Raw genomic sequence first — 13397 nt, forward strand, 5'->3', positions numbered from 1 at the left:
TGCGCAGGCGGGGCGGGCGCAGGAGGCCAAAAAACATCGGAAATTCACCGCATCTGCGCGGCAGCGAGCGCTTCGCGCAGCACCGGCAGGCGGCCGATGTGGTTGGCCAGCAGCAGCACCAGCCGGGCGTTGAAGGCGTGGCTTTCCTCGGTGCCCAGCGGCTGGTGCGCGTCGAGCAGCGCCTGGTAGAAGTCGTCGGGCGCGTCGAGGTTCGGTTCGGTGATCAGCCGGTCGGTCATGCGGCCTCCGCGAGCGGGATGGGCGGCGCCGGCGTCCGGCCCCAGGCCCGATCGAGCGCCGACCGCAGGTCGTCGGCCGACGGCGCGCGCCAGCGGGCGCAGACGTGCTGGTCGGGCCGCAGCAGGTAGACGGTGCCGGGCCGGGCGTCGTAGCGCTGCCAGGCGAGCGCATGGGCCGGGCCGTCGGCGATGCGCAGGACGGCGATCGGGGGATCGGTTTCTGCCGCCGCCTGCACGGCCGCGTCTGCCGCCGGGCCGTCGCCGAACACCAGCGCCGCGAAGCCGCGGCCGTCGAGCCGGCGCAGCAGCCAGCCGTTGTCGCTGCCGCCGCCGCCGCCGCCGGGGACGTCGTCCAGCGGCGCATCCACCGCCGGCGCGCCGGGCCGCAGGGTGCCGGCGAAGTGGTCGCGGTCGGGCGTGACCAGTGGCGAGTCCGCCAGCACCGTCGGCACCGACAGCCGGCCGCTGTTGACCAGCCGGCGCGCGAAGGCATGGTCGCGCGCCAGTGCCAGCACCGCGTCGCGGAACAGCTGGCTCACCGGGCTCTTGGGCGTGATGAAGTCGGTCGAGCGGGTGGACTGCAGGATGTTCTCGTCGGCCGCGGCCTCGCGCTCCCGGGCGTAGCTGTCGAGCAGCGCGACGGGCGCGCCCTGCTGCAGCACGGCCGCCAGCTTCCAGCCGAGGTTGTCCGCGTCCTGCACGCCCGAATTGGCGCCGCGCGCGCCGAAGGGCGACACGCCGTGCGCCGCGTCGCCGGCGAACAGCACCCGGCCGTGGCGGAAGGCCGCCATGCGCTGGCAGGCGAAGGTGTAGACGCTCGCCCAGACGAGCTCGAAGCGGGCCTCCGGCCCGAGCAGCGCCCGCACCCGGGGCAGGACGCGCTCGGGCTTCTTCTCTTCCTCCGGATCTGCGTCCCAGCCGAGCTGGAAGTCGATGCGCCAGACGTCGTCGGCCTGCCGGTGCAGCAGCACGCTCTGGCCGGGGTGGAACGGCGGGTCGAACCAGAACCAGCGCTCGGCCGGCGTGTCGGCGCCGACGCTCGGCAAACCGGCGGCACGCGCGGCCGGGCGGCCACCGTCGATCCGCACGTCGGCGATCAGGAAGCGGTCGCGGAAGGTCCGGCCGCGGCTTTCCTGGCCGAGCAGGCCGCGCAGCGTGGAGCGCGAGCCGTCGCAGGCGGCGACATAGCCGGCGCGCAGGTCGTAGCGGCCGTCGGGCGTCTCGACCGTCAGCGTCGCGCCCTCCCCGTCCTGCACCAGGCCGACGACCCGGTGGTGCCAGCGCACCTCCAGGCCCGGCAGCTGCGCCGCGCGCCGCGCGAGCTGGCCCTCGACGTGGTACTGCTGCAGGTTGATGAAGGCCGGCCGCTCGTGGCCCGCCTCGGCCAGCAGGTCGAAGCGGTAGACCTGCGATGCGCCGCTGAATACCCGGCCGACGCTCCAGGACACGCCGCGCGCGACCATCGGCGCCGCGCAGCCGAGCCGGTCGAAGATCTGCAGCGTGCGCTGCGCGAAGCAGATCGCGCGGGAGCCGGTCGAGAGCCGGTGGTCGTTGTCGAGCAGCAGCACCGGCACGCCGCGCTGCGCCAGGTCGATCGCCAGCGCCAGCCCGACCGGGCCGGCGCCGACCACCACCACCGGATGGCGGGCCGGCGCGGCGGCGTCGAGGTCGGCGGGCCGGACGTAGTCGAAGGCCAGGGTCTGGAAGTCGGCGTCGTCGCCGAGCGCGGGCAGGTCCTGCAGTCGCACGGTCGTCTCCTGCGGCGGCGGGTTCAGCCTTCCAGGGCGTGCCACATCTCGGTGTCGCGCTCGGCGGTCCAGATGCGGGGATGGACGTGGCCGGTCGTCTCGTCGTAGGCGCGGGTCACGTCGAACGGCATGCAGTGGTCGAAGATCACCCAGTGGCCGTAGCGCGGCTTCAGCGCGTCGTAGGTCTCGCGGTAGATCGTCTTCAGATCCAGGCCGCGGGCCACGCCGTTGTTGACCGTGGTGTAGACGTCGCTCACGAAGGCGCGGGTGTAGGCGATGGCCTCCTGCACCTTCGCGGCGCTCTGCAGCGCGTCGCCGCGGCCGGGCACCAGTTTTTCGAAGCCGTAGCCCGACAGCCGGTCGAGCGTGGCGGGCCAATCCTTGAAGTAGCAGTCGCCGGCGTAGGCGGTGCTCTCGTACTCGACCAGGTCGCCGGCGAAGCAGACCTTCTGATCCTCGATGTAGGCGATCGTGTCGCCCTTGGTGTGGCCGCGGCCGATCTGCGCGATCTTCACCTCGACCGCGCCGAGCCAGACGCTCATCGTGCCGGTGAAGGTCATCGTCGGCCAGGTCAGGCCGTCGGGCACCGACTCGACGTTGCGGAACAGGCGCGGGAAGCGGCCGATCTCGCTCGCCTTGTCCTGCTCGCCACGCTCGACGATCAGGTCGTAGGTATCGCGGCTGGCGATCACCTGCTGCGCGCCTTCCTTGAAATAGGCCGAGGCGCCCAGCACCCGCACCGCGTGGTAGTGCGACAGCAGCACGTACTTGATCGGCTTGTCGGTCACGCCGCGGATGCGACGGATCAGGTCCTGCGCCATCGCGGGCGTGGCCTGGGTGTCCACCACCATCACCGCGTCGTCGCCGATGAAGACGCCGGTGTTCGGGTCGCCCTCGGCGGTATAGGCCCAGGCGTTGGCAGTGAGTTGAACGAAGCTGACCTTCTTTTCCTCGAGGTCGGCGTGGCTGGCGAAGGCTTTGGTGGCCATGGGTTGTCTCGCTCCGGTCGACGCCTTCGTTTTAGACAAAGGCGTTTGTTTTCAGTGAATCGCGCCATCGTAGCGACGAAATTCAATCATGTCTAACGGATTCGACAACACTCCGCCCTACCATCGGAGCCACGGGGGACCAAATCGATGCAGGGCGACACGGAAGACGAGGGCGAGCGCGGACGGCGCGGCATCCAGAGCGTGGAAGTCGGCGGCCAGCTGCTGCAGGCGCTGGTGCATGCCGGCGTGCCGATGGCGCTGAAGGACCTGGCGCGCGATGCCGGCATGTCGCCGGCGAAGGCGCATCCCTACCTGGTCAGCTACGGCCGGCTGGGCCTGGTGGAGCAGGACGGCGCCAGCGGCCGCTACGCGCTGGGCCCGCTCGCGCTGCAGCTCGGGCTGATCGGCCTGCAGCAGTCGAGCCCGCTGACGATCGCCACGCCGCTGCTCGCGCCGCTGGCCCGCACGATCGGGCAGACGGTGGCGCTGGCGGTCTGGGGCGATCGCGGGCCGACCATCGTGCGGGTGGAGGAATCGCCGGAGACGGTGTTCGTCAGCATGCGCCACGGCACGGTGTTCTCGCTGGCGGGCACCGCCTCGGGACGGCTGTTCGGCGCGTATCTCGACCCGGCGGTCGCGCAGGCCATGCTGGAGGCCGACCGCGCGCGGCAGGCGAGCAGCGCCGTGGCCGACACGCCGGGCACGCCGCCGCGCGACCCGCTGCCGGACTGGGCGGCCTTCGCCCCGCAGCTGGCCGAGGTGCGCCGCCACGGCCTCAGCCGCTCCGAGGGCGAGGTGGTGCGCGGGGTGAACGCGATGTCGGCGCCGGTGTTCGACGCCGACTCCGCCCTGGTGCTGGCGATCACCGCGATCGGCGCGGTCGGCACCTTCGATGCGGCCTGGGACGGGCCGGTGGCGCGGGCGCTGAAGGCCTGCGCCGCCGAGGTGTCGGCGCGGCTGGGGGCGCCGGTGCGCAAGGGCGCTATCTAAAGAATAGCTGCTCGCGCAGGCAGGACGGGCGCTGGAGCCCGATTTGCTTCAAATTTCGGGCGTCAGGGGCTGCCGCCCGCCCCTATTCCAGATTTACTCCAGCCCTTCCTCCACCAGCTCCGCCGCCCGCAGCAGCGCCCGGGCCTTGGCCTCGGTCTCTTTCCATTCCAGCTCGGGCACCGAGTCGGCGACCACGCCGGCGGCGGCCTGCACATACAGCGTCTGGTCCTGGATCAGGCCGGTGCGGATCGCGATCGCCACGTCCATGTCCCCGGCGTAGCTGATGTAGCCGCAGGCGCCTCCGTACAGGCCGCGTTTCGTTGGCTCCAGCTGGTCGATCAGCTCCATCGCATGCACCTTGGGCGCGCCGGTCAGCGTGCCGGCCGGGAAGGTGGCGCGCAGCACGTCGATCGCGCTCATGCCCTCGTTCAGCACGCCCTCGACGTTGCTCACGATGTGCATCACATGGCTGTAGCGCTCGACCGCGAAGGCCTCGGTCACCTTCACGCTGCCGGTCTGCGCGATGCGGCCGATGTCGTTGCGCGCCAGGTCGATCAGCATCACGTGCTCGGCGCGCTCCTTCGGGTCGTTGACCAGCTCGGTCTCGGCGGCCTTGTCGGCCTCGGGCGTGGCGCCGCGCGGCCGGGTGCCGGCGAGCGGGCGGATCGTGATCTTCTGACCCTCGGGCGTGCTCTCCTGGCGCACCAGGATCTCGGGCGACGCGCCCACCACGTGCAGGTCGTCGCCGAAGTTGTAGAAGTACATGTAGGGCGACGGATTCAGCGAGCGCAGCGCCCGGTAGAGCGACAGCGGCGCTTCGGTGTAGCGCTTCTTGATGCGCTGGCCGATCTGCACTTGCATGAAGTCGCCCGCGGCGATCAGCTCCTTGGCCCGCTCCACCGCGGCGATGTAGTCGGCCTTGGCGAACTCGCGTTCCGACGGATGGCTCTGCGACGGCCGGATCGCCGGCGCGCTGACCGAGTACTTCAGCTGCTCGCGCAGTTCGCGCAGCCGCTTCTTGGCGGTGCCGTAGGCCTCGGGCTGCGACGGGTCGGCGTACACGATCAGGTAGAGCTTGCCCGACAGGTTGTCGATGACGGCGAGCTCCTCGCAGTGCAGCAGCAGGATGTCGGGGCAGTGCAGCGTGTCGGGCGGGCAGGAGTGCACCAGCTTCTTCTCGATGTGGCGCACCGTGTCGTAGCCGAAGTAGCCGGCCAGCCCGCCGCAGAAGCGCGGCAGGCCCGGCCGGATCGCCGCCTTGAAGCGGCGCTGGTAGGCGGCGATGAAGTCGAGCGGGTTGCCGTGGTCCGTCTCCACCACCACGCCGTCCTTCACCACCTCGGTGGTCGCGTCGGCGCCGAAGCCACGCGAGCGCAGCAGCGTCCGCGCCGGCAGGCCGATGAAGCTGTAGCGGCCGAAGCGCTCGCCGCCGACGACGGATTCGAGCAGGAAGCTGTGCTTGCCGCCGTCCTTGGCATGGGCGAGCTTCAGGTAGAGGGAGAGCGGCGTCTCCAGGTCGGCGAAGGCTTCGACCATCAGCGGGATGCGGTTGTAGCCCTGCTGGGTCAGGCTCTTGAATTCAAGTTCGGTGATCACGGTGTCGCTCCGGTTCGGGCCGGCGGCCCGGGTGGCCGCGACGGGCGGCCCGGGACGCGCACGGCGGCGGTCTGGCTGAAGGGAGAAAGGCAGGAGATGGAACGGCGGGAGGGATGCCGCAGGGCCGGCGTCGGTCGGCGGGGCCCGAAGGACCGGCGCAGGGTGCGCGCGGCGGTCCGCGTCATCCGCGGTGCGGAGCGGTCGGGCGTCGCCAGGGCCAGGCTCCCCGGTCGCCGGGACCTGCGCGGAACGTGCGGTGGACGAACATCGGGAAAGTGTAGCAGCGGGGGTCTGCGGCTCAGGCCTGCTGCAGCAGCACCGGCAGCGCATCGATCCGATCGACGAACAGGTCGGCGTCGACTGCGCGTACCGGCTCGCCGTGGTTGTAGCCGTAGGTGACCAGCGCGACCGGGCAGCCGGCGGCGCGGGCGGCCTCGGCGTCGTTGCGCGAATCACCGACCATCAGCGTCGCGGCCGGCGCGGTGCCGAGCGCGGCGCAGGTCTGCAGCACCGGCAGCGGGTCGGGCTTCTTGCGGGCGAAGGCGTCGCCGCCGAAGACGTGCAGGAAGAAGCCGTCCAGCCCCTTGTCGCGCAGCAGCTGCTGCGCAAGACCGGTCGGCTTGTTGGTCAGGCAGGCCAGGCGCAGACCGGCGGCCTGGAGGGCCTGCAGGCCTTCCGCCGCGCCGGGGAACGGCTCGGCATGCCGGCCGTTGATGCGGTCGTAGTGCGCGAGGTAGCGGTGCAGCGCATCGGCCGGGTCGTGCGCCAGGCCGCAGTGGCGCAGCGCAGACGCGACCAGATGCTCCGAGCCCTTGCCGACCATGTGGGCGATCACCGCGCGCGGCAGCGGCGCGGCGCCGAGCTCCTGCAGCATGCCGCCGAGCGCGACCTCGAAATCGCCGAGCGTGTCGACCAGCGTGCCGTCGAGATCGACGATGGCGGCCGCGAGCGGCGATCCGGCGAACGAGAGGGGCGGCAGGGACAAGGACATGGGTCGGGCGAACGCGGATGGCAGGGCCCGCGATGCTATCGCCCCGGCGCTCCTACAGCCCGCCCCCGCCCCGTCCTACCGCCGCGCACCGGATGCCTGCCGCACTATGAACGGCCTTCCGGCACCTGCCGGCATTCCATCCGAACAAGGAGCATTCCATGGCGACGAACAACGACGACAACCTGAACCGCGACCCGATCACCGACGCACCCGGCGCCCATCCGATCGGCACGGGTATCGGCGCCGGCGGCGGCGCACTGACCGGCGCAGCCCTCGGCGCTGCAGGCGGCCCGGTGGGCGTGGCCGTGGGCACGGTGATCGGCGCGGTGGTCGGCGGCCTGGCCGGCAAGGGCGCGGCCGAAGCCGTCAACCCGACCGCTGAGGACGCCTACTGGCGCGACAACTACGCCAACGAGCCCTACTACGCCACCGGCCGCGGCTACGACGACTACGAGCCGGCCTACCGCGCCGGCTGGCAGGGCCGCGCCGAGCGCCCCGGCAAGTTCGAGGACTACGACGCCGAACTGGCCTCTGCCTGGGAAAGCCGCCGCGAGCGTTCGACCCTCGGCTGGGACGAGGCCCGCCCGGCCGCGCGGGCCGCCTGGGATCGTGCCGAGCGCGAATATCCGTCCGAGCGCTACTACGCAGGCCTGTGACCATGGGCGCCACCGCACCCGCGCTGCAGAAGCGCGACGACCCGGCGCCGTTGCCCGACGGCCGGCCGTCGGACCATCCGGACGAAGGCGACACCCGTGTCGCCCAGTCCGACCAGAGCACCGAGCAGTCGTCCCCCCGCCTGCCGCACGAACGCGATCAGTCGGCCGACAGCCAGCCGCGCCATTCGCATGCCGCCCGCCAGCAGGGCGAGCAGGCGCACGACGACGCGACCAGCGGCCAGCAGGACACCGACCGCGCGCCGGTGACCGACCAGGTCTACCGCGAACAGCAGAAGCCCTGACGCTCCTGAAACGAGAGCACCCCGCGCAGGATGGACCTGCGCGGGGCGTTGTTTTGGGTACGAAACGCGCCGGACCTCGCCCAGCTGCTCCACCGGTCAGGCCGGAATCGATTCGGCCAGCGGCCGGTCCCAGTGGCGGTGCTCGCCGATCGCGGCGATAAAGGCGGGCGCGGTGGTTTCCGCCGCCTCGGCCTGTGCCGCGCCGAGCACCACGCCCGGGTGCTGCGCCAGCGCCTCGCCCGACGCGCCGGCGGCGATGCCGAGCCATTTCAGCAGTGCCGCGCCGTCGCCGATCGCGCAGATCGCCTTTCCGTGCTTGTAGGCCTCCAGCACGAAATGCACCGCGTCGCCCAGCTGGGCCAGCGCATCTGCGCTGTCCTTGCCGCCGGCGACCAGGACCGCATCGAACATCACCGAGGGCATCGCGGCGAAGGTCGCGTGCACGTCGAAGCGGCGGCCGCCGGCCGTCGCCACGCTGCCGAGCCGCGGAGCCACCACCAGGCATTCCGCCCCGGCATCGGCCAGCGCCTGCTGCACCGGCCGCAGCGACACCACGTCCACCCCGTCGGCCGCCAGCACCGCGACCTTGCGCGTCTGGATGCCGCGCTTGTCGGGCCGCGGGGCCATGCTGAGCGCGGGCGACTCCTCGACCGGCGACTGCGCCTGTACGTTGCGGTAACCCGCCTGCCCGGTCGCGGCACGCGCATCCGGCGGCTCGATGCCGAGCGGCGCCGCCACCTTCTTGGCGAGCCGCGCATCGACCAGCGCCAGGTTGTTCACCATGCGCTGGCGGATCGCCGGCACCGTCACCTTGCCCAGCTCGAAGCGGAAGGCTGCGACGATGTGCTCCTTCTCGGCCGGCGTCATGCTGTTCCAGAACAGTGCGGCCTGGCTGAAATGGTCGTCGAAGGTCGGGCTGCGGCGCCGCAGCTTCGGCGGCTCGATGGTGTTGTCGGGATGGCTCTGGAAGCCGTGCTGGCCGCCGTCCACCCGGAATTCCGCGCCCGCCGCGAGCGAGTTCGGCTCGTACGACACCTGGCCGCGACCGATGGTCATGCGGTGCATGCCGTCGCGCTGGAAGTTGTGGAACGGACAGACGCCACGGTTGATCGGGATCTCGTGGAAGTTCGGGCCGCCCAGGCGGGACAGCTGCGTGTCGGTGTACGAGAACAGACGGCCCTGCAGCAGCGGGTCGTTGCTGAAGTCGATGCCCGGCACCAGGTGCCCCGGGTGGAAGGCCACCTGCTCCGTTTCGGCGAAGAAGTTGTCCGGGTTGCGGTTGAGCACCAGCTTGCCGACCGGCACCACCGGCACCAACTCCTCGGGGATCAGCTTGGTCGCGTCGAGCAGGTCGATGCCGAACGACGCGGCCTTGTCCTCCGGCACCAGCTGCAGGCCCAGCTCCCATTCCGGGAAGTGGCCCTTCTCGATCGACTCCCAGAGGTCGCGGCGGTGGAAATCCGGGTCCTTGCCGGCGATCTTCTGCGCCTCGTCCCACGCCAGGCCGTGCAGGCCGAGCTTGGGCTTCCAGTGGAACTTGACGAAGTGCGATTCGCCCCGGCCGTTGATCATGCGGAAGGTGTGGACGCCAAAACCTTCCATCATCCGGTAGCTGCGCGGCAGCGCCCGGTCGCTCATCGCCCACATCAGCATGTGGGTGGTCTCGGGCATCAGCGAGGCGAAGTCCCAGAAGGTGTCGTGCGCGCTGGCGGCGGTCGGCATCTCGTGGTGCGGCTCGCCCTTGACCGCATGGATCAGGTCGGGGAACTTCATCGCGTCCTGGATGAAGAACACCGGCATGTTGTTGCCGACCAGGTCGTAGTTGCCCTCGGGCGTGTAGAACTTGACCGCGAAGCCGCGCACGTCGCGCACCGTGTCGGCGCTGCCGCGCGGGCCGGCGACGGTCGAGAAGCGCACGAAGACCGGGGTACGGGCCTCGGTGTCGTTCAGGAACTGAGCGGTGGTGTATTCCGACAGTGCCTTGTAGACGTGGAACGTGCCGTGCGCCGCGGCCCCGCGGGCATGCACCACCCGCTCGGGGATGCGCTCGTGGTCGAAGTGGGTGATCTTCTCGCGGAGGATGAAGTCCTCCAGCAGCGTCGGGCCGCGTGCGCCCGCCTTGAGCGAGTTGTGGTTGTCGGGGATCTGCAGCCCCTGATTGGTCGTCAGGACCTGGGCCGGTTCGTCCAGATAGGGCTGCAGCTGCTGCAGCTTGTCCGTGGAGCCGTCGGCCGCCCTCGCCTTGCCCCGTGCCCCGTTGCGCGCCTGCACCATCGTGTGTCTCTCGCCTTCCCGCACGCCCACGGTGGAGCGCGCCTCGAACCGTCAAGGAAAACGGGGTGCCGGCGCACCGGCCCGCAGGCCGGATGCGCAGGGCACCCCCAGGGGCTGCGGCCGCTCAGTAGTCGAAGCAGCGTTCGAGGGCGTTGACCAGGGCTACCAGCGCCACGGCGCCCATCGCGCCTGCTACACACCAGATGACCCAGTCCATGATGTACGTTCCCCGTTTGTCGCAGCCTCCGCCCGGCGGCGACATGCCCCGTTTACGGAAGTGAGGAAAGATTAACGTCGGGTAACGACGAGGGCCGTAGCCGGAAGCTCTGACGCCCTGTGGGACAGGGCGACCGGGCGTGTCAGCCCTGTCCGACAACGGGGCGCGGAGTGCATCCGCTGGCGCGGTTCAGCGCAACGCGCTGCGCATCGCGTCGATGACGGTGCGGTAGTCGGGCTGGCCGAAGATGGCGCTGCCGGCCACGAAGGTATCGGCGCCGGCGGCCGCCACGCGGGCGATGTTGTCGACCTTGATGCCCCCGTCGACTTCCAGGCGAATGTCCCGGCCGGTCGCGTCGATGCGTTTGCGCACCTGCTCGATCTTACGCAGGGTGGAGTCGATGAAGCTCTGGCCGCCGAAGCCCGGGTTGACGCTCATCAGCAGGATCAGGTCCAGGTCGTCGATCGTCCAGTCGAGGATGTCGAGGGGCGTGGCGGGGTTGAAGGTCAGGCCGGCCTTCACGCCCTTCGCGCGGATCGCCTGGATGCTGCGGTGCGGATGGGCCGAGGCTTCGGGGTGGAAGCTGATCAGGTCGGCGCCCGCCTCGGCGAACGCCGCGGCGAGCGCATCCACCGGCTGCACCATCAGGTGCACGTCGATCGGCACCGGGGTACCGTCGGGCGTGCGGGCGTGCGGCTTCAGCGCCTGGCAGACCATCGGGCCGAAGGTCAGATTCGGGACGTAGTGGTTGTCCATCACGTCGAAATGGATCCAGTCGGCGCCGGCGGCGACGACGTCGCGCACCTCTTCGCCCAGGCGGGCGAAGTCGGCGGAGAGGATGGACGGGGCGATGCGGTAGGTGGGGGCGGCGCTCATGGGGCGGGATTGTCGCAGCGCGGCCCGCAGAGCCGGCCGGAGGCCCGCAGTACCATACCGCCATGCCGAACTACCTGTTCACGGTGGAAGTCGAGCCGCAGTATCTGCCTGCCCAGTCCGCACCGGACCAGCACGTCTACAGCTTCTCCTACACCATCACCATCACCAACAGTGGCGACCTGCCGGCGCAGCTGATCGCCCGGCACTGGACCATCCGCGACCTGCAGGGCCGCACCGAGGAGGTCCGCGGCTTCGGCGTGGTGGGCCAGCAGCCGCTGCTGCAGCCGGGCGAGTCGTTCCGCTACACCAGCGGCTGCCATCTGCGGACGCCGAACGGCACGATGGAAGGCCGCTACGTCTGCGTCGCCGAGGACACCACCGTGTTCGACGCACCGATTCCCCTCTTCGTGCTCGAGGCCGATGCGCAGCCCCATGCGGTGCCCGCCGGCCCGCGCGTGCTGCACTGACGCGGCCGATGCGCAGGAAGCGCGACCTCGCCGGCATCCTCGACCGGCTGGACCCCGACGCATCGCTGGCCGAACGGCACCTGTGGGCGGTCGAACTGATCGACTGGATCCGCGGACGCGGCGCGACGCCGCAGGCCGCCGTCAGCCGCGTGCAGCTGCTGATCGACGCGCTCGACGCCCAGCCCGACAAGCGCGCCCTGCTGCGCGCCTGGTGGACCCGGCTGGTGGCGACGGTCGATTTCACCGCGCTGCTGGCCGACTACGGCTTCGCGCCGCGCACCGCGTTCATGAGCGAGCTGGCCGAACGCCTGCGTCGCAAGCTGCTGCCGGTCAGCCCCGAGACGATCGACGCCGGCGAGCTGTTCGCGCTGCTGCTGTCCGACCCGCGCGACGTGCACTGGATCGCGGCGCTCGACGACACCCAGCTCGCCCGGCTGGGCGCGCTGTTCGCGATCGAGGACCCGGCCGCGGCGGTGGCGCCGGGCTTGACCGCCTGGCAGCGCACGCTGCTCGACGCGATCGTCTACTGCACCGCGCAGGCGGTCGCGACCGGTTTCGCACCCGAGGTGCGGCTGCGCATGAGCGCCGCGGCGCGCGCCACCCGGCCGTTCCGGTCGCTGGCGCAGGACGTGGAAACGCTGCGCCGCGAGGTCGTGCGGCTGCCCCGCGACGGCCCGCAACTCGAGGACGCCGCGCTGCGGCTGCGCGACCGGCTCGACGGCTGCCGGCAGGCGGTCTCCACCGTCTATGCGCACCTGGAGGACAACGGCATCTCCGTCGGCCTGGTATTCCGGCTGCGGCAGCTGCGCGAGCGGCTGCTGCGCATCCGCGAGTTGCTGGACTGCCTGCTGTCGGGCCAGCCGCAGGCGGCGACCGGCCGGCTGCTGGCACGGCTCGCGGCGATGGGGCCGGAGCGCCGCAGCATCCGCGCGCTGATCGCGTCGAACTCCTCGCTGCTCGCCTCCAAGGTGGCCGAGCGCAGCGCCGAGACCGGCGAGCACTACATCACCCGCGACCGCGCCGCCTACGGCCGCATGCTGCGGCAGGCCGCGGGCGGCGGCGTGCTGACCGCCGGCACGGTGCTCGGCAAGTTCGCGATCACCGCGCTGGCGCTGTCGCCGTTCTGGAACGGCGTCTGGTCGAGCGTGCTGTACGCCGGCAGCTTCGTGCTGATCCAGCTGCTGCACTGCACGCTGGCCACCAAGCAGCCGGCGATGACCGCGCCGGCCATGGCCGCCAAGCTGAAGGAGCTCGGCAGCGGACGCGCGGTGGACGAATTCGTCGACGAGGTGACGCACCTGGTGCGTTCGCAGGTGGCGGCGGTGCTCGGCAACGTGCTGACGGTATTCCCGGCGGTGCTGCTGGTCGGCATCGGGCTGAAGGCGGCCCTCGGCCATCCGATGATCCCGGTGAAGGAGGCCCACCACGTGCTGGAGTCGCTCACGCTGCTCGGGCCGACGGCGCTGTTCGCCGCGTTCACCGGCGTGCTGCTGTTCTCCGCCAGCATCATGGCGGGCTGGGCCGAGAACTGGTTCGTGCTGCACCGGCTGGGCTCGGCGATCGAATACAACCCGCGCATCACCCGCTGGCTGGGCTCCGACCGGGCGCGGCGCTGGGCGCAGTTCATGCGCGACAACGTCTCGGGCTTCGCCTCCAACATCTCGCTGGGTGTGATGCTCGGCATGCTGCCGCCGCTGCTCGCCTTCGTCGGCATCGGGTTGGAGGCCCGCCACGTCACCCTGTCGACCGGCCAGATCGCCGGCGCGGCCTCGGTCTACGGACTCGCGGTGGTGCAGAACCCGGCCTTCTGGTGGTGCCTGGCGGCGATCCCGGTGATCGGCGCGCTGAACCTGGTGGTGAGCTTCCTGTTCGCCTTCCGGCTGGCGCTGCGGGCGCACAACGTCGGCCGGGTGGACCGGCTGCGCATCCGTGCGGCGATCTGGTCGCGCTGGCGCGATGCGCCGCTCTCCTTCTTCGTGCCGCGCGGCGGCAGCACCCGCCGGGCGGACCCGCCTCCGCCGCCGCCCGACCGGATCGAGCCGCACTGAGCGC

The 13397-nt window shown here is 71.3% G+C and carries 11 protein-coding genes and 1 pseudogene; 5 read left to right on the forward strand and 7 right to left on the reverse strand.

Going from position 1 to position 13397, the window contains the following annotated elements; genetic code table 11:
* Nucleotides 1–44: 44 nt before the first annotated feature.
* The 3 genes from QZ500_RS02725 to QZ500_RS02735 are packed head-to-tail and all read right to left on the reverse strand — an operon-like array spanning nt 45 to nt 2976.
* Nucleotides 45–239: a DUF2783 domain-containing protein gene (locus QZ500_RS02725; protein ID WP_295850482.1), complete on the reverse strand. Its 195-nt coding sequence runs from the start codon at nt 237–239 to the stop codon at nt 45–47.
* Entirely contained in the window at nt 236–1987 is a 1752-nt protein-coding gene (locus tag QZ500_RS02730) for an FAD-dependent oxidoreductase (protein WP_295850485.1), read from the reverse strand. Before QZ500_RS02730 ends, QZ500_RS02725 begins: the two co-directional genes overlap by 4 nt.
* A gap of 23 nt (nt 1988–2010) precedes the next feature.
* The gene (locus QZ500_RS02735; RefSeq protein WP_295850487.1) at nt 2011–2976 is read right to left on the reverse strand and encodes an MBL fold metallo-hydrolase; all 966 of its coding nucleotides are present in this window, start codon (nt 2974–2976) and stop codon (nt 2011–2013) included.
* A 147-nt stretch (nt 2977–3123) separates the two neighbouring features.
* Between QZ500_RS02735 and QZ500_RS02740 the strand changes: the two genes are divergently transcribed.
* The gene (locus QZ500_RS02740; protein ID WP_295850491.1) at nt 3124–3966 is read left to right on the forward strand and encodes an IclR family transcriptional regulator; all 843 of its coding nucleotides are present in this window, start codon (nt 3124–3126) and stop codon (nt 3964–3966) included.
* Nucleotides 3967–4059: 93 nt separating this feature from the next.
* On the opposite strand, the gene trpE is transcribed toward QZ500_RS02740, so the two are convergent.
* Complete coding sequence (gene trpE, locus QZ500_RS02745; protein ID WP_295850495.1) at nt 4060–5562, reverse strand: anthranilate synthase component I; 1503 nt, start codon at nt 5560–5562, stop codon at nt 4060–4062.
* Between the two features lie 298 nt (nt 5563–5860).
* The gene (gph, locus tag QZ500_RS02750) at nt 5861–6553 is read right to left on the reverse strand and encodes a phosphoglycolate phosphatase (RefSeq protein ID WP_295850498.1); all 693 of its coding nucleotides are present in this window, start codon (nt 6551–6553) and stop codon (nt 5861–5863) included.
* A gap of 158 nt (nt 6554–6711) precedes the next feature.
* Here gph and QZ500_RS02755 point away from each other — a divergent pair.
* Together QZ500_RS02755 and QZ500_RS02760 are read left to right on the forward strand one after the other, a co-directional pair.
* Nucleotides 6712–7167 (forward strand): annotated as a pseudogene (locus QZ500_RS02755) (hypothetical protein); the annotation flags it as partial.
* A 44-nt stretch (nt 7168–7211) separates the two neighbouring features.
* Nucleotides 7212–7511 (forward strand): hypothetical protein, encoded by a 300-nt coding sequence (locus QZ500_RS02760; RefSeq protein ID WP_295850501.1) that lies wholly within the window; start codon nt 7212–7214, stop codon nt 7509–7511.
* 96 nt (nt 7512–7607) lie between these two features.
* Here QZ500_RS02760 and QZ500_RS02765 read toward each other — a convergent pair whose 3' ends face one another.
* Together QZ500_RS02765 and rpe are read right to left on the reverse strand one after the other, a co-directional pair.
* The gene (locus QZ500_RS02765) at nt 7608–9785 is read right to left on the reverse strand and encodes a catalase (protein ID WP_295850505.1); all 2178 of its coding nucleotides are present in this window, start codon (nt 9783–9785) and stop codon (nt 7608–7610) included.
* A gap of 406 nt (nt 9786–10191) precedes the next feature.
* A complete protein-coding gene (gene rpe, locus QZ500_RS02770; protein ID WP_295850508.1) occupies nt 10192–10878 on the reverse strand; it encodes a ribulose-phosphate 3-epimerase in 687 nt (228 codons plus the stop codon).
* 62 nt (nt 10879–10940) lie between these two features.
* Between rpe and apaG the strand changes: the two genes are divergently transcribed.
* Together apaG and QZ500_RS02780 are read left to right on the forward strand one after the other, a co-directional pair.
* Complete coding sequence (apaG, locus tag QZ500_RS02775; RefSeq protein ID WP_295850510.1) at nt 10941–11345, forward strand: Co2+/Mg2+ efflux protein ApaG; 405 nt, start codon at nt 10941–10943, stop codon at nt 11343–11345.
* A gap of 8 nt (nt 11346–11353) precedes the next feature.
* Entirely contained in the window at nt 11354–13393 is a 2040-nt protein-coding gene (locus QZ500_RS02780) for a site-specific recombinase (protein WP_295850512.1), read from the forward strand.
* Nucleotides 13394–13397 lie beyond the last annotated feature (4 nt).

It is taken from the genome of uncultured Xylophilus sp. (assembly GCA_913776965.1).
Taxonomy (GTDB): Bacteria; Pseudomonadota; Gammaproteobacteria; order Burkholderiales; family Burkholderiaceae_C; genus Xylophilus.

Bases quoted from the DNA above. Each gene is read 5' to 3' on its own strand.
- QZ500_RS02780 (WP_295850512.1), top strand. From the start codon at position 11,354: ATGCGCAGGAAGCGCGACCTCGCCGGCATCCTCGACCGGCTGGACCCC.
- QZ500_RS02760 (WP_295850501.1), top strand. From the start codon at position 7,212: ATGGGCGCCACCGCACCCGCGCTGCAGAAGCGCGACGACCCGGCGCCG.
- QZ500_RS02740 (WP_295850491.1), top strand. From the start codon at position 3,124: ATGCAGGGCGACACGGAAGACGAGGGCGAGCGCGGACGGCGCGGCATC.
- QZ500_RS02735 (WP_295850487.1), bottom strand. From the start codon at position 2,976: ATGGCCACCAAAGCCTTCGCCAGCCACGCCGACCTCGAGGAAAAGAAG.
- QZ500_RS02725 (WP_295850482.1), bottom strand. From the start codon at position 239: ATGACCGACCGGCTGATCACCGAACCGAACCTCGACGCGCCCGACGAC.
- QZ500_RS02765 (WP_295850505.1), bottom strand. From the start codon at position 9,785: ATGGTGCAGGCGCGCAACGGGGCACGGGGCAAGGCGAGGGCGGCCGAC.
- gph (WP_295850498.1), bottom strand. From the start codon at position 6,553: ATGTCCTTGTCCCTGCCGCCCCTCTCGTTCGCCGGATCGCCGCTCGCG.
- apaG (WP_295850510.1), top strand. From the start codon at position 10,941: ATGCCGAACTACCTGTTCACGGTGGAAGTCGAGCCGCAGTATCTGCCT.
- rpe (WP_295850508.1), bottom strand. From the start codon at position 10,878: ATGAGCGCCGCCCCCACCTACCGCATCGCCCCGTCCATCCTCTCCGCC.